Raw genomic sequence first — 20,691 nt, forward strand, 5'->3', positions numbered from 1 at the left:
GACGGGTTGTGTCACGACTCCGTCAGTTCGCGGAGCCGCGTTCCGGTCGCCGCGGTGGCGGCGGGAGGAAGGGCAGGTGGGCCGGAGCCGCACCCGCCTCGTCGGTGCCGAGGGCCGCACGGAGGGCGAGCAGACAGCCCGCCGTTCCGGTGCCCAGGTCCATGGACAGCCGCATCATCTGGTGCCCGGGAAAGGCCAGTTGGCCCTGGTAGGACATCGCGTACCAGCCGAGCCCGGCGATCTGGGCGGCGAGCCCGTCGGCATCTGTGCCCGGCGTGGTCGTGCGGCTGAGGTGGAGGATCATCCCGGCACGTCCCTGGAACAGGCCGGGCTGTGCGTAGAAGCGGGACGTGGCGGCGGTGAGGATGCCGGCGCGGGCCCGCTCGAACGCGCCGGTGTCGCCGTCGGCGTGGGCGAGGTAGTCGTCGAGGACCATGCCCACGCCCACGCTGCCGTCGCCCAGGTACGGCATGGTCCGCCAGCCCTCGTCGACCTCCAGCGAGCCGCCCTTCTGCTCGACGCAGCACGCCAGGTCCCGGCGCAGTGCCTCGCCGGCCGCGTCCAGCAGTTTGCGGTCACCGGTCCGCTCGTACCGCCGCAGCAGGAACAGCGCGGGTCCGCTCGCTCCCCGCAGCAGTCCGGCGCGGGGCCGTTGCCCGTCCGGGGCCGGTTCGGTCAGGCGCCGTACGAGGATGTCCGCGGCCTCCTCGGCCCGCTTGCGCAGCTCCGGCTCGCCGGTGGCGTCCGCCAGTTCGTCGAGGACCAGGCCCAGCCCGGCCAGCCCGCCGCGCAGGTCGGAGGAGAGCCGCTGCCACCGCTCGCGCAGGACGGTGTCGACCAGGTCCAGGGCCCGCTGCCGGTGGCCGAGCAGGTCGAGGACGTGGGCCACGCCCGCGAGGCCGTCGTACAGGCCCAGCGGAGTGCCGGCCGGGGGCGGGTCCGTGCGGTCCAGCAGCCAGCGCTCGCCCTCGTCGTAGCGCTCGGCGCCGCTCGCGGCCAGGGCGTACAGCACCCCGGCCGCGCCATGGGCCAGGCCCAGTCCGCCGCCGTCGGAGAACTGGCCGATGTCGCCGGGAAAGAGCCGGTCCTCGCGCTCCGGGGTGGCGGAGGCGAGCAGCGCCTTGACCATCGAGTCCCGGCTGTAGGGCCAGTCGCCGGGCTCCACGAACGACGCCGGGACCGAGCGGGAGGAGGACGGTGCGGCCCGTCCTGAGCCGGGCACGTCCCGGGTGATCTCGGCGACCGCCTCGTCCAGGAACTGCCGCGGCACGTCCGGGAACTGGCCCGCGATCACCTCCGCCAGGTGTGCCGCCTTGCCGCGGTCCACGACGAACAGCGTGGTGACGGGCAGGAACATCGCCAGCCGCAGACAGGCCAGCGCATAGCGGTCGACGTCCGCGCCCCTGCGGTCCGGCGGCGCCAGGAAGCCGGGGTGGGCGACGACCTGGCGGCCGTTCTCACCGGCCGGCGCCGCCGCCTCGAAGTCCAGCAGGGACACCGACTCCTCGTCCGGGGCGACCATGATGTTGAAGACGTGCAGGTCGTTGAAGACGATCCCCCGCTCGTGCACCGCCGCCACGGCCCGCTCGACGGCTCCGTGGATCCGCAGCGCCCAGGCCGTGTAGCCGGCCACGGCACGCGGGTCCTGCTCCGGGCCGATCAGCGGGTGGCGTTCGGCGAAGAACGAGTTCAGGGGGCGCCCCGGCACGAAGTCCATGACCAGGAAGCGGTGGTCGCCGAACAGGAACCAGTCCCGCACCTCGGGCACCACCCCGGTGCCCGCCAGTTGCTCCAGCGCGTACTTCTCCCGCTCCAGCCGGGCCACCGCGTCCGCCCCGTCCGCGGCGAGCCCCGCGTGCGGCCGGCCCTCCTTCAGTACGACCTTGCGTCCGTCGCGCGTGTCGGTGCCCGCGTACACCCCGCCGCCGTTGGAGAAGTGCAGCGCCTTCTCGATGCGGTACGGCAGCTCGCCCACCGTCGTGGTGTTGCGGGCCGCCAGATGCGGGGCCAGGAACGGCGGCAGCGTCACCCACTGGGGCACCTGGAAGGACGGCGCCCGCCGGTCCGGCACCAGCAGCCCCTCGCCGTCCCGCACCGCCGGCACCAGCGAACCGCGCTCGTCGACGACGAACAGCCGCGCGAAGGCGCCGTACCGGACGTACAGCGGACCCTCGCCCCAGCGCAGATCGGTCAGGACGTACGGCCCCTCGAAACCCTCCAGCAGCTTGCCCAGCTCGCGCAGCACCGTGTGGAGCTGCTCGTCGTCGGCCGGATAGACGGTGACGAACTTGCCGCTGGAGTCCCGCCCCGCGTACTTGGCGTTGCGCAGGTGCAGCAGGTGCGGGCCCGGCACGAACTTGAAGGCGATGCGCCGCGGCACGCAGTAGTCCCAGACGATCCGTGCGATCCGCTCGGCGTTCGCGAGGGTCGCCGAGACATGGATCTTCCAGCCCTGGGCGCGGTCCGGCAACGGCGTGCCGTCCGGGCCGAGCGGCGCCAGGGTCAGCCAGTCGCCGATCCGCGCGGCCTTCCAGCCCTCGGGCGCCTCGCGCCGCGCCGTCTCGTACAGCGGCGCGGTCCCCCGGCCGTCGGCGGACAGCCGGTCCGGCGTCTCGTAGAAGTGCCTGTCCGCCAGCGCGTACACCTCGTAGCGCTTGTCCATACGCCCCCCTCCGCAGGCCCGGCACCGAGCCTTCCAGCGGGCCGGCGGCCACGGACAGTCACTCCTGTCACGAGATCACCGTGCGGAACGCATGCGTAAAGACATGTTCGGGTCCTTTCGAGCGCCTGCTGCACGGAATGCTCACAGGGGCTGCGCAGGTGGCCCATAAGCGCTGTAATGGCGGACGTGGTCAGTGAGGGCACCGCGGGGCGCAGGACGAGAAGTCTGCGCGCCGAGGGGGCCCTGAAGGCGCTTTCCGTCGATCCGGACTCGCCCGAGCGGCTGCGGCGGGTCCTGGAGCAGGCGCTCGTCTTCGCCGGAGCGACCTTCGCCGCCGTGTACACACCGAGTGAGGACGGCGAGCTCCTCTGCCTCGTCGAGTCCGCCGGCGTGCCCCGCACCCTGTACGGCCTGCGCGACGGCTACACCCCGACCGGGCGCTCCCCGCTCGCGGACGCCCTGCGCACCGGCCACGCCCTGTGGCTCGGCCCGGAGCAGCTCGCCGGCCGCGCGGAATCCCGGCGGACGTCGTCGCAGGACTTCTCCCTGGCCGTCCTGCCCGCCGAAGGCGGCCGCGACGGCTGCCTGCTGGCCGTGAGCGAGCGGCCCGGTGGCTTCGACGCCGAGGACCGCGTGTGCCTGGAGCTGATCGCCGAGGCCGTCGCCTATCCCGCCCCGGCCGCGGCCGCCGAAGGGGGCGAGCTGCCGGTCAACGCGTTCAGCCTCGCCATGGACACCGGCCGCGTCGACGTCGGCGAAGGTCTCCTCGGGCTGTTCGGCATCGGACCGCAGCAGTTCGACGGCAGGGTCGAGACCCTGCTGGGCCTGACCGTCCCCGAGGACCTGCCGTCGCTGATGTCGGTCGTCGAGGCCGACCACATGTCCATCGGCGACCGCGAGCTGGAGTTCCGGGTCCTCCAGCCCGCCGGCCCGCCGAAGTGGCTCAGGCTGCGAGGCCGGCTGCTGCCCGGCGGCGAGGGCCGGCCGGCCCGCCTCGTCGGCACCGTCACCGACACCTCGACCCTGCGCCCCGAGGTCACCGACGTGACCCGCGTCCAGCGCCTCGCCGCCGCCCTCGCCACCGCCGGCACCGTCCGCGACGTCAGCCACGCCGTCGTCACCGCCCTGCGCAAGCCGCTGCACGCCGACCGCATCGCGCTCGCCGAGCTGGAGCACGACCGGCTCGTCGTGACCGTCCTCGACCCGCCCGAACCCGAGTCCTGGCCGGAGTTGTGGCGCCTCGAATGGCGTACCGAATGGCCGGACGCGCCCGTGCGCGCCATGCCCACCCTCGCAGCCGCACTGCGCGAGGGCCGCGCCCGGATCTGGCCGGCCGGCACCCCGCTGGAACCCGCCCTCGCCGACGTCGGCCCCGGCGGGCTGGCCGTCCTGCCGCTGCCCGCCGGGGGCCGGGTGGCCGGCGCCTGCCTCATCGGCTGGGACACCCCGCACGAGTTCGGCCCCGACGAGCGCGCCCTGCTCACCGCCTCCGCGGGCCTCGCCGGGCAGGCCCTGATGCGTGCCCGCGCCTTCGACGCCGAGCACGAGCTCGTCGGCATGCTCCAGCGCCAGCTCCTGCCGCGCCGGCTGCCCCGGCTGCCCGGCGCGGAGGCCGTCGCCCGCTATCTGCCCACCACGGCCGGACTGGAGGTCGGCGGCGACTGGTACGACGTGATCCCGCTGCCCGACAACCACGTCGCCCTCGTCATCGGCGACGTCCAGGGCCACAGCGCGGCCGCCGCCACCCTCATGGGCCAGATGCGCACCGCGCTGCGCGCCTACGCCGCCGAAGGACACCCCCCGGACGTCGTCGTGCACCACGCCAACCGCCTCCTGATGGACATGGAGACCGACCTCTTCGCCACCTGCTGCTACGTCGACGTCGACCTGGAAGAGGGCTCCGGCTGGTGCGTGCGCGCCGGACACCTCCCGCCGGTCCTGCGCCGGCCGGACGGCGCGACCGAGATCGCCGAGGCGGAGGGCGGCCCCCCGCTCGGCGTGCTGCGCCAGGCCGCCTTCCCCATGAGCCCGCTGCGGCTGGCCCCCGGCACCATCGTGGCCCTGACCACCGACGGCCTCGTCGAGTCCGCCGAGGAGGACATCGACACCGGCATGGACCGGCTCGCCCGTGAGCTCGCCCGCTCCGACCCCGCCCACCTCGGCCTCGTCGCCGACGCCCTGCTCGTCGGCGCCCGCCGCAACGACGACATCGCCCTGCTCCTGCTGCGCTACGACGGCATGGCCGTACGGCCCCTGCGCGAGAGCTGGACCGTCTGGCGCGTCCCGGAGGCCGTCGGGCACGCCCGCCGCTTCACCCGTCGCACCCTGCGGGCCTGGGGTGTGCCGCAGCGGGACGCGGACACCGTGCTGCTCGTCGTGTCCGAACTCGTCACCAACGCCCTCGTGCACACGGACGGCCGTGTCCGCCTGGATCTGACGCTCGTGAACCACAGGATGCGCGTCGCGGTCGCCGACGCCTCGGCCCGCAGCCCCGTCAAGCCCACCAGCCTGAGCTGGGAGGCGACCGGCGGGCGTGGAATCCTCCTGGTCGAGGCCATGTCGGCGGCATGGGGAACGGTGCCGGTCAGTGGCGGAAAACAGGTGTGGAGCGAGATCGCGACGAGCGACTGAATCTCGGATTCCGGTGAATACCGGACGACTCCACGGTGACGCACAGGCCAACTGGCACCGTCAAAATGGCCGAATCGCGGCTAAGGTGAACCAGATGAAGGCTCTTGTGCTGTCCGGCGGTGCCGGTACGCGCTTGAGGCCGATCACGCACACTTCGGCCAAACAGCTCGTGCCGGTGGCAAACAAACCCGTGCTCTTCTACGGGCTCGAATCGATCGCAGCGGCCGGGATCACCGACGTCGGTGTGATCGTCGGTGACACCGCCGCGGAGATCCAGGACGCCGTGGGCGACGGATCCAAATTCGGCCTCGAGATCACCTACATCCCCCAGGAACGCCCGCTGGGACTCGCGCACGCCGTGATCATCGCCCGGGACTACCTGGGCGACGACGACTTCGTCATGTACCTCGGCGACAACTTCATCGTCGGTGGCATCGCCGACCTCGTCGAGGAGTTCCGCGGCAACCGCCCCGACGCCCAGATCCTGCTGACCCGGGTGCAGGACCCGCGCTCCTTCGGCGTCGCCGAACTCGACGACGCGGGGCAGGTCGTCGGCCTGGAGGAGAAACCGGAACACCCCAAGAGCGACCTCGCGCTGGTCGGCGTCTATCTGTTCACCCCGGTCATCCACGACGCGGTCCGCTCCATCACCCCGTCCTGGCGCGGCGAACTGGAGATCACCCACGCCATCCAGCACCTGATCGACTCCCGCGCCGACGTGCGCTGCACGGTCATCCAGGGCTACTGGAAGGACACCGGGAACGTCGCCGACATGCTGGAGGTCAACCGGACCGTCCTGGAAAGCCTCAGCCGCCGCATCGACGGCGAGGTCGACGAGGCGTCGGAGGCCGTCGGGCGCGTCGTCGTCGAGGAGGGCGCACGCATCGTCAACTCGCGCATCGTCGGACCCGCCGTCGTCGGCGCCGGCACCGTCGTCGAGAACTCCTACGTCGGCCCCTTCACCTCCGTCGCTGAGAACTGCCGCGTCATCGACAGCGAACTGGAGTTCTCCATCGTGCTGCGCGAGTCCACGATCCACGGAGTGGGCCGGATCGAGTCCTCGCTCATCGGCCGGCACGCCGAGGTCACCCCCGCGCCCAGCGTCCCCAGCGCCCACCACCTCGTCCTCGGCGACCACAGCAAGGTGCAGATCCACACATGAACCTTCTCGTCACCGGCGCCGCCGGCTTCATCGGCTCGACCTACGTCCGCAACCTGCTCGCCCGCGACGCACCGGACGCACCCGACGCGCCACGGATCACCGTGCTGGACAAGCTCACCTACGCCGGCACCCTCGACAACCTCGAACTCGACCACCCCCGACTGGAGTTCGTGCAAGGGGACATCCGGGACGCCGAGCTCGTCGACAAGCTGATGGCCGACGCCGACCACGTGGCGCACTTCGCCGCCGAGTCCCACGTCGACCGTTCGATCGAGGGCGCCGGCGACTTCGTCCTCACCAACGTCGTCGGCACCCAGACCCTGCTGGACGCGGCCCTGCGCTACCGCGTCGAACCCTTCGTGCACGTCTCGACCGACGAGGTCTACGGATCCGTCGAGACCGGCTCGTCCATCGAGGAGGACCTCCTGCGGCCCAGCTCGCCGTACTCCGCCTCCAAGGCCTCCTCCGACCTGCTAGCCCTCGCCTACCACCGCACCCACGGCCTCGACGTGCGCGTCACCCGCTGCTCCAACAACTACGGCCCGCACCAGTTCCCCGAGAAGGTCGTCCCGCTGTTCATCACCAACCTCCTCGACGGCGAGCGGGTCCCCCTGTACGGCGAGGGCCTCAACGTCCGCGACTGGCTGCACGTCGACGACCACTGCCAAGGCGTCGAACTCGTCCGCACCAAGGGCCGCCCCGGCGAGATCTACAACATCGGCGGCGGCACCGAACTGAGCAACAAGGACCTCACTGCCCTGCTCCTGGAAGCCTGCGGCGCGGACTGGGACCAGGTGCGGCACGTCGAGGACCGCAAGGGCCACGACCTGCGCTACTCCGTCGACTGGACCAAGGCCCGCACCGAACTCGGCTACCGGCCCCGCCACGACTTCGCCTCCGGCCTCGCCGCCACCGTCGCCTGGTACCGCGAGCACCGCTCCTGGTGGGAGCCCCTCAAACGGCGCGCAGGTGAGGAGCACGGATGAGGTGGCTGGTCACCGGCGCGCGCGGCATGCTCGGCCACGACCTGGTCGGCGAACTCCGCGCCCGCGGCGAGCAGGTCACCGCCCTCGACCACGCCGCCCTCGACATCACCGCCCCCGAATCCATCGAGCGCGCCTTCACCGCCCACCACCCCGACCTCCTGGTCAACTGCGCCGCCTACACGGCCGTCGACGACGCCGAACAGGACGAGGCAGGCGCCCTGCGCGTCAACGGCGACGGCCCACGCCTCCTCGCCAGGGCCTGCGCCGCCCACGGGGCCCGCCTGATCCACATCTCCACCGACTACGTCTTCGCCGGGGACGCCCGCACCCCCTACCCGGAGCACGAGCCCCCTGCCCCCCGCACCGCCTACGGCCGCACGAAACTGGCCGGTGAGCAGGGCGTGGCCGACGAACTCCCGGACGCGAGCGCGGTGGTGCGAACGGCCTGGCTGTACGGCGTCCACGGCCGCAGCTTCGTCCGCACGATGATCGAGCTGGAAGCCCGCTTGGACACCGTCGACGTCGTCGACGACCAGCGGGGCCAGCCCACTTGGAGCGCCGACGTCGCCGCCTTCCTCGCCGACCTCGGCCCGCGCGTCGGCCCCGACGCCACCGGCGTCCTGCACGCCACCAACTCCGGCGAGGCGACCTGGTACGACCTGGCCCGCGAGGTGTTCCGGCTCCTGGACGCCGACCCCGACCGGGTACGCCCCGTCACCAGCGCGGCCTTTCCCCGGCCCGCGCCCCGCCCCGCGTACAGCGTCCTCGCGCACGGCCGCCGCCGGCGGCTCGGCCTCGCACCGGCGCGCGACTGGCGCACCGCCCTGCACGAAGCACTGCCCCGGATCCGCAAGGAGACCCTTCGTGAAACGCCATGAGTTCCTGAAGGAACTGCACAAGGTCAGCGGCAACCGCAACTACCTGGAGATCGGTGTCAACGACGGCCGCAGTCTCCGGCTCTCTCGCGTCCCCACCATCGCCGTCGACCCCGCCTTCAAGGTCGTCACGGAGATCCGCTGCGACGTCCACCTCGTCAAGGCCACCAGCGACGACTTCTTCGCCCGCGACAAACCGCTCATCCACCTCAAGGGCGGCCGTCATCCGCTGCGGAACCTGCGCCGGGGCCGCGGTCCGTTCGCGTACTGGCGGCGTACCGTCCTCGACCTGTCCTTCATCGACGGGATGCACCTGTTCGAGTACGCGCTGCGGGACTTCATGAACATCGAGCGGCACTCGGACTGGACGAGTGTGATCGTCTTCGACGACATGCTGCCGCGCAACGTCGACGAGGCGGCCCGCGACCGGCACACGGGCGCGTGGACCGGTGATGTGTACAAGCTCGCCGAGATCCTCGGGCGTCATCGACCCGATCTGGTGACGGTGCTCGTCGACACGCAGCCCACCGGTCAGCTCGTCGTGTTCGGGGCCGACCGCCGCAACACGGTGCTGCGCGACCGATACGACGAGATCGTCGCCGAGTACGACGTGCCCGATCCGCAGAAGGTGCCCGAGACGATCCTGGACCGGGGCGGGGCGGTGGCGCCCGAGGCGCTGCTCGGGGCTAGTTTCTGGCGGCCGTTGGCTCGGGCACGCCGGCTGGGTGTGGGGCGGTCGCGGGGGTGGGAGCCGCTGCGTACGGCTGTCGAGCGGGTTGCCTCCGGCGGTTGAACCGGGGGTGCCTGGTGCCGGGTGCTGTCGTGATGTGTCTGCGGGTTCGTCGGGGCTTGTCGCGCAGTTCCCCGCGCCCCTTTGGGGCGTTGCCGGCCTTCGGGGTGAGGCGGGACCGTGCCCTTTCGGGGGAGTTGCCGGCCTTCGGTGTCAGGCCGGGCCGTTTCGTAGTTGTTCGTAGTGGGCCGTGCAGGTTGCGTAGGACGGGAGCAGTCCGCTTTCGCGTGCCTGTGCCAGCGACGGTGCCTGGGCGTCCTTCGGGGACAGGACCGGCGGGATGTGCTCAGGCCAGGCGATGCCCAGCTCGGGGTCGAGCGGGTCCACGCCGTGCTCGCGCTCGGGGGCGTAGCCGGTCGAGCACAGGTAGACCACCGTCGCCTCGTCGGTGAGGGCCGTGAAGGCGTGCCCCAGTCCCTCCGCGAGGAACAGGGCGTGGTGGTTGTCGTCGTCGAGGCGCAGGGCCTCCCAGCGGCCGAAGGTGGGTGAGCCGACGCGGATGTCGACCACCACGTCCAGGACGGCGCCGCGCAGACAGGTCACGTACTTGGCCTGTCCGGGCGGCACGTCGGAGAAGTGCACGCCGCGCAGGACGCCCCAGCGGGAGACCGAGCAGTTGGCCTGGGCCAGCGAGAGGTCGTAGCCGGTGGCCTCGCGGAACTCCGCGCCCCGGTACCACTCGTGGAAGCTGCCCCGGTCGTCCGGGAAGACCTTGGGCTCCAGCGCCCACGCACCTTCGATGCCGAGCGAGCGCATGTCGTCACCTCTTCCCGGCCCGGGCCCGCAGCCGGGTCACCGTGCGGCCCAGTGCCGTACCGAGCCTGCGTCGGGCCCTGCGGACGAGTCGTCGTAGCGCGCTGGGTCCGGGAATGCGCACGACGTGCACCCCACCGACGCCGGCGCGCAGGGCGAACGGCAGGGCGAGGAAGCGCGGTCCCGGCAGGCCCAGTGCCACCCGCCAGGTCGCCCCTCGCAGGTCGCCGAGGGGCAGCTCGGCCTCCAGCAGCGCGCCGGGGACCCGGGGGGAGAGCGTGGCGGGCACGTCGTAGGTGGCGAGGGAGGAGGTGAGGCGGAGGGAGGCGACGGCGCCGTCGCCGGGGACGTGGAAGGGGAGCGGCACCCGCAGCCGGTCGCCCGAGGCCGTGACCTCGTCCGGGGAGAGCATGCCCAGGCCCAGACGGCCGGTCGCCCGGTCGACGTCCAGGGCGAGATGCGCGTGCGGCGAGGTCCAGTACGGCAGGACCAGGTGACCGCGGCCCAGGGCGGCGGGCGGCGTGGGGCGGGCTCCCCGCGGCGCCGGGCCGAGCCGGCACTCCTTGGTCCAGCCGCCCAGCCGGGCGCGGACGAGGGCGTCCCACACACCGGCGCGGGTGAGGGCGGCGGGATCGACGGTGGCGGTCGCGCGCAGCACCAGGCGGACCCGGCCGTCGTCCCCGGCCGGCACCTCCTCCCGGGTGAACTCCACCGGCTGGAAGTACTGGGCGGCACTGGCCCGCTCGCGCACCAGCAGATCCGCGCTCGCCCGGTCGAAGCGTGCGGCGGTGTCGGCGCTCACCCAGGCGACCGCGGCGGCCAGGTCCTCGGGCGTGCCGTCCAGCGGTTCGGGAGCCGTACCGGCGGCGAAGGTCATCGGCTCGGCGCCTGACGTGTACTCGGCGCTGAATCCGACCCGCAGCGTGCCGTCCTCCCAGGCCACGCGCTCGGGGACGGCCGTGAGGGCGATGCCGGCCTCCCACTCGGCGAACGCCTCTACGACGTCGTACCGGTCCGCGGCGATCAGCGCGGCGACGACCTGTTGCGTCGGCTGCAGCCCGGCCGCCACACCGGGCCCGAAGCGCTCCACGACGACCTGGTGCATCTCCTCGAACAGCTCCCGGCGATAGTCCGCCGGCAGGGCGAGCAGGCGCCGCGCGCGCATCCGCTCGACCATCTCCACCCGCAGCCAGCGCCGGAAGAGCCGGTCCCGCAGCGGCCCCGGCTCGGTGTACTGCTCGACGACGTCGAGGGCCTCCCGGAGGTTCTTGAAGTAGCCGCCCGGGTCGAAGCGCTGGAACCCGGCGTTCGAGGCGTCGTCGCGCCGGACGTGGTAGTAGCAGACGTAGTCGCCGAGCACCGAGACGTTGGCCGCGCGCAGATACGCCTCGGTGACGAAGACGTGGTCCTCCAGGCGCCGCGGGCCCTCGGGGAAGCGCAGCCCGATGTCGTCGAGGAAGGCGCGGCGGAACATCTTGTGCGGGGTGAGGCTGTCGATCAGCGGCGCGTTCTCGACGGTGGCCCTGGGGTGGTTGCGGCGGAACAGCTCGACCGGAACCCCGCGGCCCTTGCCGGCCATCTTGCCGACCACGACATCGGCGCCGTTGGCCACGCCGTAGTCGTACATCCGCTCCAGGGCCTCGTCGCCGAGGTAGTCGTCGTTGTCGACGAACATCACGTACTCGCCTTGGGCGGCGCCGATGCCGACATTGCGGGGCTTGCCCGACCAGCCGGAGTTCTCCTGGTGAACGACGGTGACCCGGGGCTCCGCGGCGGCCAGCGCGTCGAGCCGGGCGGGCGTGTCGTCGGTGGAGCCGTCGTCGACGAAGATCACTTCGTACTCGTCGGCGGGCAGCGACTGGCGGAGCAGGGAGTCGATGCAGTCCTCGACATAGACCCCGGGGTTGTACACGGGTACGACCACGCTGACCTTGATCGGCATCGGTCTCCGAGCCCCCTAGGGGTCACTGGGCGTTTGCGTCGAATTTCGGCGCTCGTGGCCAAATGCTAACCCCGTTACGGCTTTTGTCCACCGCTCAACGGCACGGCGCGGCATGGCGAACCGGCGGCCCGGAGATCACCTCCGCCGGTAGCCTGGCGCCGTGCGTCTGCTCCTGATGTCCGACACCCATCTGCCCAAGCGCGCCAAGGCACTGCCCGAGCGGCTGCTCGCCGAACTGCCGGGTGCCGACGTCGTGTTCCATGCCGGGGACTGGGTCGACGCGGCCACGCTGGACCTGCTGGAGAGCCGCAGCGCCCGGCTCGTCGGGGTCTACGGCAACAATGACGGGCCGGACCTGCGAGCGCGGCTCCCCGAGGTGGCGTACGTCGAGCTGGGCGGGCTGCGGTTCGGTGTCGTCCACGAGACCGGCCCCGCCCAGGGCCGTGAGGCGCGCTGCGCGGCCAGGTTCCCGGACCTCGACGTCCTGGTCTTCGGCCACAGCCACATCCCCTGGGACACCACCGCCGCCACGGGCCTGCGCCTGCTGAATCCCGGTTCCCCCACGGACCGGCGGCGACAGCCCCACTGCACCTACCTGACCGCGACCGTGTCCGAGAGCGGCCTCACGGATGTGGAGCTGCACCGGTTGCCGCCGCGCTGAGGGGCGGCGTCAACGGGGGATGCGCCCGCACAAGATCCGGGCCGCCCCGTGTGCAGGGAAGCGGCCCGGGCGCTGCAAGTGCGCTGTCATGGACCTCCTTCCCGCTCAGAGGCTGTGTTCCGGGGGCACGAGATGCCTCCGTTGTGCCGCGCGTACCCCTGCGCGCCCGCCTTACACCTCCCGATTCGGGCCCTTCGCGGGCCGGTCGTCGCCGGGGTCTGGTCCGCCGGGTCCGCCGGGTGCGCCACCCCGCGTTCCCCGCGGGTGGATGGCCCCGGCGGTAGCCGTCAGCGGGGTACCGCTGCCGCCCCAGCGCAGTGCGACGATCTCGGCGGCGACGGACACGGCGACCTCCTCGGGCGTACGGGCCCCGAGGTCGAGGCCGACCGGTGAGCGCAGCCGCGCCAACTCCCGCTCACCGAGGCCGGCTTCGAGGAGCCGCTTCATGCGGTCGTCGTGGGTGCGGCGGCTGCCCATCGCCCCGATGTACGCCGCCGGGCGGCGCAGTGCCTCCTGGAGCAGGGGCACGTCGAACTTGGGGTCGTGGGTGAGTACGCAGATCACCGTGCGGTCGTCGGTGTCGGTGCCGTTCAGGTAGCGGTGCGGCCAGTCCACGACCACCTCCACGCCCTGCGGGAAGCGCTGTGGTGTGGCGAAGACGGCGCGCGCGTCGCACACCGTGACCCGGTAGCCGAGGAAGTCGCCGATGCGGGCGACGGCGGCCGCGTAGTCGATCGCGCCGAAGACCAGCATGCGGGGCGGCGGCGCGAACGAGTGCAGGAAGACGGTGACCGCGTCCTCACGCCGCTCGCCGTGCGGGCCGTAGTGCCGCAGGCCCGTGGCGCCGAGGGCGAGCTCGCCGCGCGCGTCGGCGCTCACCGCCGCGTCCAGGCCGGGCGCGCCCAGCGTGCCCGCCACCCGGTCGGGCCACACGGCGAGCGTCGCACCGCGCGGCGCCGGCCCGGCCGTCACCGTCGCCACGGTCACCGGACGGCCGGCCGCGACCGATGCCGCGACCTCGCCGAACGACGGGTCGCTCCGCGGTGTCACGGGGCGCACCAGCAGGGTGATCTCGCCGCCGCAGGTGAGCCCGACGGCGAACGCGTCCTCGTCGCTGTACCCGAAGGTCTCCAGCCGCGCCTCGCCGCTCGCCACCACCTCGCGCGCGAGCTCGAACACGGCGCCCTCCACGCATCCGCCCGACACACTGCCCACGACCTCGTCACCCGGACCCACCGCCATCGCGGCGCCCGGGTCGCGAGGCGCGCTACGGCTCGTGGCGACCACGGTGGCGAGCCCGAACGGCACCCGGGCCGCGTACCAGCCACCGATCACCGGGAGAATCTCACGCATGTTCGCGGGTGCTCCTCGTGGACTCGACGGACGTCCTCTGAGTCAGTGGCCCTTGTGACGGCTGATCAGGTCTCTGTGGCGCCACACATGGGCGATCGGCGCGCGGGCATCCGGGCGGAGCGCGCTGCTCCCAGCAGTATCGACCTTGCGGCGGCGAAGTTCATGCGCGCCGGGCTGCGCTGACCCCAGGGCCGGTCGTTCCACCGGCCCGGCACGGCCGGGCGGTCTCGCTGACCCCGGCCGGCGGCAGGGAAGCCGGTTCACGTGAGGTGCCGTGGGTACTCGCGCGCCCATGGACATCGCATGGACGGACATCGCCGCGGAAGGCGCGCTGGGCATGGGCCTGGTCGTCGCCGGTCTGGTCGTCGTGGGTCTGCTGATCGGCGCCTTCGTGCTGGGCGCCCGCGTCAGGCGCCGGGAATCCCCTCCGCCGCGCCCCGAAGAGCAGCCCCGGCTGCCCGAGGAGGGACCGGTTCGGGAGGTCCGGGAACGCCGGGAGCCCGACGTGGTGCCGAGGAGTGACAACCGGCTGACCCCGCACGAAATGCCCGGCCACGGCAACATGCCCTCACGGCGCAGTTCGTCGCAGCGCGGGACTCTGCCGGACGAGTGAACGCCGGTCAGGCCGTCCGGAGCGCCGGCCCGATCTGCCGGCGGCGCAGCTCCTCCAGCGTGCCCTGCTGGCGCCGGGCCCGTTCGAGGAGGCCGTCGAGGAGGTCCGGGTCGAGGCGCTCCTCGCCGTCGGCGAGGTCACGCAGTGTCTGCCAGACGGCCGCCTTGCCCTCCACGCCCACCCGCAGGGCCTCCAGCTCCACCAGCGGGCTCAACGGGGAATGCCGTACGAGCCGGCCGTTGCTCTTGAGCCGCCCCGCCCGCTCGGCCACGCGTCCCGCGTAGATCTTGTAGTGCCGCACCGGGACGTCGAGCCGTTCCATGATGTCGATCAGGGTGGCCCGGTCCTCGGTGATCTCGGAGGAGATCGGCTCCATCGCCGAAGCGAGGTCCGTTCCCCGGTACGACCGTGTCATGTGCCGTGCCCGCTCGGCACCGCCGGTGGCGCCCGCCAGATGGTCGTTGAGGTAGACGCCCAGCAGGGCCGCACCGGAATGGGGTGCGTCGGATCGCGTTCGGTGGTTCATGGCGTGTCCCTTTCGCCGCGTAGCCGGTGAGGTGTCCGCTCCCTTTCGCCGCGAGGCCGGTGAGGTGTCCGCTCCCTTTCGCCGCGAGGCCGGTGAGGTGTCCGCTCCCTTTCGCCGCGAGGCCGGTGAGGTGCCCGCGATTGGGCCGCGATCGGCATGTATGCGCGCCGAGTGCCCGTCGACCCTCGCCAGGAAACGCAGGCCACGGCGGAGATGCGTGCCCGGTGCGGTGCCGCCGGCCGGCGTTTAATCCGTTGCCGCCGCGCCGCCGCTTCTGCTGCACTGCACGGACCCGTCGTCGGAAGACCAGGAGCAAAGATGCGCACTGCGTTCATGTCCCCCCAGGAAGGAATCACCCCCTCGTCAAAGGACATGACGCTTCGTGCACATGCTCAACCTCGGAATCCTCGCCCATGTCGACGCAGGTAAGACCAGCCTGACCGAGCGCCTGCTGCACTCGGCCGGCGTGATCGACGAGATCGGCAGCGTCGACGCCGGGAGCACACAGACCGACTCCCTCGCCCTGGAGCGGCAGCGCGGCATCACCATCAAGTCCGCGGTCGTGTCGTTCGCGCTGGACGACGTGACCGTCAACCTCATCGACACCCCCGGCCACCCGGACTTCATCGCCGAGGTGGAGCGGGTGCTCGGGGTCCTCGACGGTGCCGTGCTGGTCGTCTCCGCCGTCGAAGGCGTCCAGCCGCAGACCCGGGTCCTGATGCGCACGCTGCAACGACTGCGCATCCCCACGCTCGTGTTCGTCAACAAGATCGACCGACGCGGCGCCCGGTACGACGCCGTCCTGCGGGCCGTCTCCGAACGGCTCACCTCGGCCGTCGTCCCGATGGGCACGGCCACCGCACTCGGCACGCCCGACGCGCGCTTCCTGCCCGGCCTCGGCACGGCCGCGCTCGACGTGCTCGCCGATCTCGACGACGACCTGCTGACCGCGTACGTCGAGGGCGAGGTCACCGACGGCCTTCTGCGCACCGCCCTGGCTGCCCGGACCCGTCAGGCGCTCGTCCACCCGGTGTACTTCGGCTCCGCCATCACGGGCGCGGGCGTGGACGCGCTGACCGAGGGCATCAGAGAACTGCTGCCCGCGGCGGGCGGCGACCCCGACGGCGCGGTCTGCGGCACCGTCTTCAAGGTGGAGCGTGGCCCGGCGGGGGAGAAGGTCGCGTACGCGCGGTTGTTCTCGGGGACGCTGCGCACCCGGGACCGGATCCGCTTCGGCGACTCCAACGGGTCCGGAGAGGCCGCCGCGTCGAGCGACTGCGGCGACCTCGCGGACAGCCATGCCACCGCTGCCCTCGGCGACACCCGCGCCGAGGGTCGCATCACCGCCATCAGCGTCTTCGACCGGGGCAGGGACGTCAGGGGCGACCTGGTCCCGGCAGGCCGGATCGCCAAGCTGTGGGGCCTGGCCGACATCAGGATCGGCGACACGATCGGCGAACCTCGCAAGGCCTACGGGCACTTCTTCGCCCCGCCCACCCTGGAGACGATCGTCGCGCCGGCCGACGGCGTGGACCGGCGGTCCCTGCACCGCGCCCTCACCCGCCTGGCCGAACAGGACCCGCTGATCGACCTGCGCCACGACGAGGTGCGCCAGGAGACCTTCGTGTCCCTCTACGGCGAGGTGCAGAAGGAGGTCATCCAGGCCACGCTCGCCGATGACTTCGGCCTCGACGTCACCTTCCGCGAGACGACACCGCTGTGCATCGAGCGGCCCGTCGGCTCGGGCGCGGCGGTGGAGTTCAACAAGAAGGACGCCAACCCCTTCCTCGCGACGGTCGGCCTGCGCGTCGATCCGGCGCCGGTCGGATCCGGCGTGGAGTTCCGGCTGGAGGTGGAGCTGGGCTCCATGCCGTACGCCTTCTTCAAGGCCGTCGAGGACACCGTCCGCGAGACCCTCGGCCAGGGTCTGCACGGCTGGCAGATCCCCGACTGCAAGGTCACCATGACCCACTCCGGCTACTCGCCCCGGCAGAGCCACGCCCACCAGGGTTTCGACAAGAGCATGTCCAGCACCGGCTACGACTTCCGGGGCGTGACCCCGCTGGTCCTGATCGAGGCGCTGCGCCGGGCGGGCACGCAGGTGCACGAGCCCCTGCACCGGTTCCGCCTGGAGGCGCCGAGTGACACCCTGGCCGCTCTGCTGCCGGTGCTGGCCAGGCTGCGCGCCACGCCGCAGACGACGGAGACCCGCGGCGCCTCCTGCCGACTGGAGGGCTCGGTGCCCGCGGCCCATGTGCACGAACTGGAACAGCAGTTGCCGGGGCTGACACGCGGCGAGGGGGAGCTGGAGAGCGCCTTCGACCACTACGCACCCGCCCCGCGCGGCACGCTCCCAGAACGCCGCCGCACCGACCTGAACCCGCTGAACCGGAAGGAGTACCTGCTGAACCTGACCCGCAGGGTCGGCGGCTGAAAGTCGTTGGAGATCGCGGGGCGGCCTTCATACCATCGCCGCATGACTGCGGACCCTCGGATCGAACAGGCCCAACTCCTCTACGAGCGCGCGGTGTTCGGCGGTGACGGCGACGCACTGTCCCCGGCCGACCGAGAGCTCGACGCGGTGGAGGCGGATCTCGCGCTGGTCCGCGGCAGGGTCGTGCACGCCCGGTTCCTTCAGGAGCGGGTCGAGGACGTGCGGGAGCTGGAGCTCTTCGAGCGCGCGGCACGGCTGTACGGGGAACTCGGGGACGGACGTGGCGAGGGCGAGGCGCTGTTCTGGGTCGGGGCCTTCCACCAGGTGGTCCGCGACGACACCGAGACCGCGCTGCCCGCCTTCGCCCGCGCCCTCGACCTCGCCACGCGGGCCGGTGACCGGCTGACGATGTCCTACGCCCTGCGGCACCTCGGCTTCGCGGACCACATGGCCGGACGCCTCGACGCGGCCCGCGAGCGCTTCGAGGAGTCCATCCGGCTGCGCCGCGAAGTCGGCTTCCTCGCGGGCGTGGCCGCCAATCTCATCGGGCTCGCCCATGTCGCGGCCGAGCAGGATCGCAGGGACGAGGCGGCGCAACTGCTCAGGGAGGCGGCGGACTCGGCCGGGAAGGCCGGTGCGGAAGGCGTCCTGCGGTGGGTGGCCGGGGCGCGTGAGGAGCTGGGGCTGTCCGGCGGCGAATGAGACCGAAGTGCGGGGCAGAGCCTCAACTTACTCCAGGGTCAGAAGTATTGACGGTGTCCTGATATCACCGGACTGTAGTGGACATGCCGAACATGCGAGCGCGTCTGCTGGTTGTTCTGGTCGTCCTCTTCGGATCCCTCACGGTGGCGGGCCCCTCACCCGCCACCGCCGCCTCCCTTCCCGACTCCCTCTGGTTCGACGAAACGCCGCTGACCGTGCAGAACGGCCGCTTCGTCGACGCCCACGGCCGCGAGGTCGTCCTGCGCGGCTACAACGTCTCCGGCGAGACCAAGCTGGCGGAGAACGCCGGCCTGCCCTTCGCCTCGGTCGCCGACGCGAAGAAGTCCGCGACCGCGCTGCGCGCCCTCGGCGGCGCCAACTCGATCCGCTTCCTTCTCTCCTGGGCCCACGCCGAACCCGTGCGTGGCCAGGTGGACACCACGTATCTGGCCGCCGCCACCGCCCAGATGCGCGCCTTCCTCGACGCGGGCATCCGCGTCTACCCCGACTTCCATCAGGACCTCTACTCCCGGCACCTGTTCGACCCCGATAGCTGGTACACGGGCGACGGCGCCCCCAAGTGGGCCGTGGACGCCGGGAACTACCCGGACGAGTCCTGCGGGATCTGCTTGTTCTGGGGCCAGAACATCACCCAGAACGAGGCCGTGAAGCAGGCGTCGTACGACTTCTGGCACAACGAGTACGGCCTCCAGGACGCCTTCCTCGCCACCGCGCAGAAGACGATGACGTACGTCAGGCAGAACGTCTCCGCCGCACAGTTCGCGGGCGTCGTCGGCTTCGACCCGTACAACGAACCGCACGCCGGCAGCTACGACTCCGGGCAGACCAGCCGCACCTGGGAACGGGACGTGCTCTGGCCGTTCTACGAGAAGTTCCGTGCTCGCATGGACACGGCCGGCTGGCAGGACAAGCCGCTCTTCGCCGAGCCCAACCTCTTCTGGAACGCCAACCTCGACTTCCAGAAGCAGGAGGGCGGACTGCTCGACGCGGGCACGCTCGGCCCGCGCTACGTCTTCAACACCCACTTCTACGACCAGAAGGCCATCTCCGGCATCTTCATGTGGGGCAAGGCGGCCGACGGCCAGTACGCCGGCGACTTCGGCCTCGTCCGTGACCGTGCCTCGGCCACCGGCTCGACCGCGATCGTCAGCGAGTTCGGCCACCCGCTGTCCGGCTCGGTCTCCGACAAGGCGCCGACCGTCCTGAAGGCGATGTACCAGGCCCTCGACTCCCGCGTAAGGGGCGCGAGTTGGTGGTCCGACCCGAAAGGCTCCGGCCCGGTCCTCTCCGGCACGCAGTGGCAGTGGGACATCTACAACGGACGCCACCACGAGCTGATGAACGGCAACCCCGACAAGGTCCTCACCGCCGGTGACGCCTGGAACGACGAGGACCTGTCCGCCGTACGCCTCGACGACTCGGGCAAGGCGGTGCTGCGCCAGGACGCACGGCTGCTCGACCGGATCTACCCGAGCGCCACCTCCGGAACGACGGTCGCCTTCACCTACGAGGACCGCTCCCGGGACGGCGACACCACCCTGACCTGGAACCCTGTGCCGAGCTCACTGCCGAACGTGGCGCGGCTCGTGGGATCGGGACAGTACGGGCTGCTGCTCTGGCGCTCGAACAGCGGCACGGCCCCGACCGAACTGCATCTGCCGGCGTCCTTCCCGACCGGATCCACCACCGTGGTCTCCGACCTGGGCACCGCGTACGCGCCCCCGCCGTACACCTCGGCCACCGCTGTCGGCGTGGCCGCGGAACCGGGCGGCACGGGCAGCCGCCGTCTGCTGCTCACCGACACCGACTCCGGGGTCCCGCACTACGCGCTGGTGACGAACGGGGCGAGCGCCCCCTCGGCCACGCTGCTCAACGCCGCACGGTCCGAACTCTCCGCCTGGGCGCCCCAGAACGCAGGATGAGGACCTCCGTTTGACCCTCCCCTTACGTCAGGCTGCACGCTGTACCTCGACGAAAGGGCAGGTGAATGAGCTACTCCGTGGGGCAGGTCTCGGCCTTCGCCGGGTGACCGTGCGCACGCTGCACCACTACGACCGGGCGGGACTGCTCTCGCCCGGTGGCCGCAGCGGCGCCGGTTACCGGCAGTTCGACGACGCCGACCTGGCCCGGCTCCAGCAGATCCTCTTCTACCGCGAACTCGGCTTCTCCCTCGACGAGATCGCCGGGATCCCGAAGGACCCGCAGGCGAACGCCCTGGAGTATCTCCGGTCCCGGGTGCGGCAGTTGAGCGAGGAGATCGGCCGGCTCCGGAAGCTGGCGGAGGTCGAGCAGGCGATCGAGGTCCAGCAGACGGCGTGGCCCTGACCCCGGAGGAACGCTTCGACGTCTTCGGCGAGATCTCCTTCGACCTCAGCTATGCCACCGAGGCCCAGCTCAAGTGGCAGGACTCGGCGGGGCAGAAGGAGTCCATGTCCCGCGCCGCCGCCCACACCAAGGAGGACTGGCGCCGGCTCATGGGGGAGGCCACCGCCTGGCGCGCGGAACTGCGGCAGCAGGCGTACGCCCGTGCCGCCTCGGTCGCCGCGCGGCACATGGCGACCGAGGACGGGGTGGGCGCGG

The 20,691-nt window shown here is 72.1% G+C and carries 15 protein-coding genes and 1 pseudogene; 11 read left to right on the plus strand and 5 right to left on the minus strand.

Annotated features, from left to right (window positions below):
• Positions 1–22 precede the first annotated feature (22 nt).
• Complete coding sequence (lanKC, locus tag ACZ69Q_RS07680) at positions 23–2,662, minus strand: class III lanthionine synthetase LanKC (RefSeq protein ID WP_471038003.1); 2,640 nt, start codon at positions 2,660–2,662, stop codon at positions 23–25.
• A gap of 177 nt (positions 2,663–2,839) precedes the next feature.
• Between lanKC and ACZ69Q_RS07685 the strand changes: the two genes are divergently transcribed.
• From ACZ69Q_RS07685 to ACZ69Q_RS07705, 5 genes are all read left to right on the plus strand, one after another.
• Entirely contained in the window at positions 2,840–5,293 is a 2,454-nt protein-coding gene (locus ACZ69Q_RS07685; protein WP_471038009.1) for a SpoIIE family protein phosphatase, read from the plus strand.
• Positions 5,294–5,387: 94 nt separating this feature from the next.
• On the plus strand, positions 5,388–6,455 hold the full coding sequence (locus tag ACZ69Q_RS07690; protein ID WP_471038014.1) for a glucose-1-phosphate thymidylyltransferase: 1,068 nt from the start codon (positions 5,388–5,390) through the stop codon (positions 6,453–6,455).
• Positions 6,452–7,441, plus strand: a complete 990-nt coding sequence (gene rfbB / locus ACZ69Q_RS07695; RefSeq protein WP_471038017.1) for a dTDP-glucose 4,6-dehydratase — start codon at positions 6,452–6,454, stop codon at positions 7,439–7,441. The genes ACZ69Q_RS07690 and rfbB overlap by 4 nt, the downstream gene beginning before the upstream one ends.
• Positions 7,438–8,319 carry a dTDP-4-dehydrorhamnose reductase gene (gene rfbD, locus ACZ69Q_RS07700; protein WP_471038021.1) on the plus strand — a complete coding sequence of 294 codons (882 nt, stop codon included), beginning with the start codon at positions 7,438–7,440 and terminating at the stop codon, positions 8,317–8,319. The genes rfbB and rfbD overlap by 4 nt, the downstream gene beginning before the upstream one ends.
• Positions 8,306–9,109, plus strand: a complete 804-nt coding sequence (locus tag ACZ69Q_RS07705) for a class I SAM-dependent methyltransferase (RefSeq protein ID WP_471038026.1) — start codon at positions 8,306–8,308, stop codon at positions 9,107–9,109. Before rfbD ends, ACZ69Q_RS07705 begins: the two co-directional genes overlap by 14 nt.
• Before the next feature lie 150 nt (positions 9,110–9,259).
• Here ACZ69Q_RS07705 and rfbC read toward each other — a convergent pair whose 3' ends face one another.
• The gene (rfbC, locus tag ACZ69Q_RS07710; RefSeq protein WP_471038031.1) at positions 9,260–9,862 is read right to left on the minus strand and encodes a dTDP-4-dehydrorhamnose 3,5-epimerase; all 603 of its coding nucleotides are present in this window, start codon (positions 9,860–9,862) and stop codon (positions 9,260–9,262) included.
• A 4-nt stretch (positions 9,863–9,866) separates the two neighbouring features.
• A complete protein-coding gene (locus ACZ69Q_RS07715) occupies positions 9,867–11,801 on the minus strand; it encodes a glycosyltransferase family 2 protein (protein WP_471038035.1) in 1,935 nt (644 codons plus the stop codon).
• A 160-nt stretch (positions 11,802–11,961) separates the two neighbouring features.
• On the opposite strand from ACZ69Q_RS07715, the gene ACZ69Q_RS07720 reads away from it, so the two are divergent.
• The gene (locus ACZ69Q_RS07720; protein ID WP_471038040.1) at positions 11,962–12,462 is read left to right on the plus strand and encodes a metallophosphoesterase family protein; all 501 of its coding nucleotides are present in this window, start codon (positions 11,962–11,964) and stop codon (positions 12,460–12,462) included.
• 171 nt (positions 12,463–12,633) lie between these two features.
• Here the strand turns inward: ACZ69Q_RS07720 and ACZ69Q_RS07725 are convergent, their stop codons facing one another.
• Positions 12,634–13,815 (minus strand): XdhC family protein, encoded by a 1,182-nt coding sequence (locus tag ACZ69Q_RS07725; RefSeq protein ID WP_471038045.1) that lies wholly within the window; start codon positions 13,813–13,815, stop codon positions 12,634–12,636.
• A gap of 292 nt (positions 13,816–14,107) precedes the next feature.
• On the opposite strand from ACZ69Q_RS07725, the gene ACZ69Q_RS07730 reads away from it, so the two are divergent.
• Positions 14,108–14,428: a DUF6479 family protein gene (locus tag ACZ69Q_RS07730; protein ID WP_471038050.1), complete on the plus strand. Its 321-nt coding sequence runs from the start codon at positions 14,108–14,110 to the stop codon at positions 14,426–14,428.
• Positions 14,429–14,435: 7 nt separating this feature from the next.
• Here ACZ69Q_RS07730 and ACZ69Q_RS07735 read toward each other — a convergent pair whose 3' ends face one another.
• Positions 14,436–14,954, minus strand: a complete 519-nt coding sequence (locus ACZ69Q_RS07735) for a hypothetical protein (RefSeq protein WP_471038055.1) — start codon at positions 14,952–14,954, stop codon at positions 14,436–14,438.
• Between the two features lie 382 nt (positions 14,955–15,336).
• On the opposite strand from ACZ69Q_RS07735, the gene ACZ69Q_RS07740 reads away from it, so the two are divergent.
• From ACZ69Q_RS07740 to ACZ69Q_RS07755, 4 genes and pseudogenes are all read left to right on the plus strand, one after another.
• Positions 15,337–17,388, plus strand: coding sequence for a GTP-binding protein (locus ACZ69Q_RS07740; protein WP_471038058.1), 2,052 nt, complete (start codon positions 15,337–15,339; stop codon positions 17,386–17,388).
• 42 nt (positions 17,389–17,430) lie between these two features.
• Positions 17,431–18,090: a tetratricopeptide repeat protein gene (locus tag ACZ69Q_RS07745; protein WP_471038061.1), complete on the plus strand. Its 660-nt coding sequence runs from the start codon at positions 17,431–17,433 to the stop codon at positions 18,088–18,090.
• A gap of 83 nt (positions 18,091–18,173) precedes the next feature.
• Positions 18,174–20,033 carry a cellulase family glycosylhydrolase gene (locus ACZ69Q_RS07750; RefSeq protein ID WP_471038065.1) on the plus strand — a complete coding sequence of 620 codons (1,860 nt, stop codon included), beginning with the start codon at positions 18,174–18,176 and terminating at the stop codon, positions 20,031–20,033.
• Between the two features lie 65 nt (positions 20,034–20,098).
• Positions 20,099–20,618, plus strand: a pseudogene (locus ACZ69Q_RS07755) (MerR family transcriptional regulator); the annotation flags it as partial.
• Between the last annotated feature and the right edge of the window lie 73 nt (positions 20,619–20,691).

It is taken from the genome of Streptomyces sp. NPDC036764, assembly GCF_055609385.1.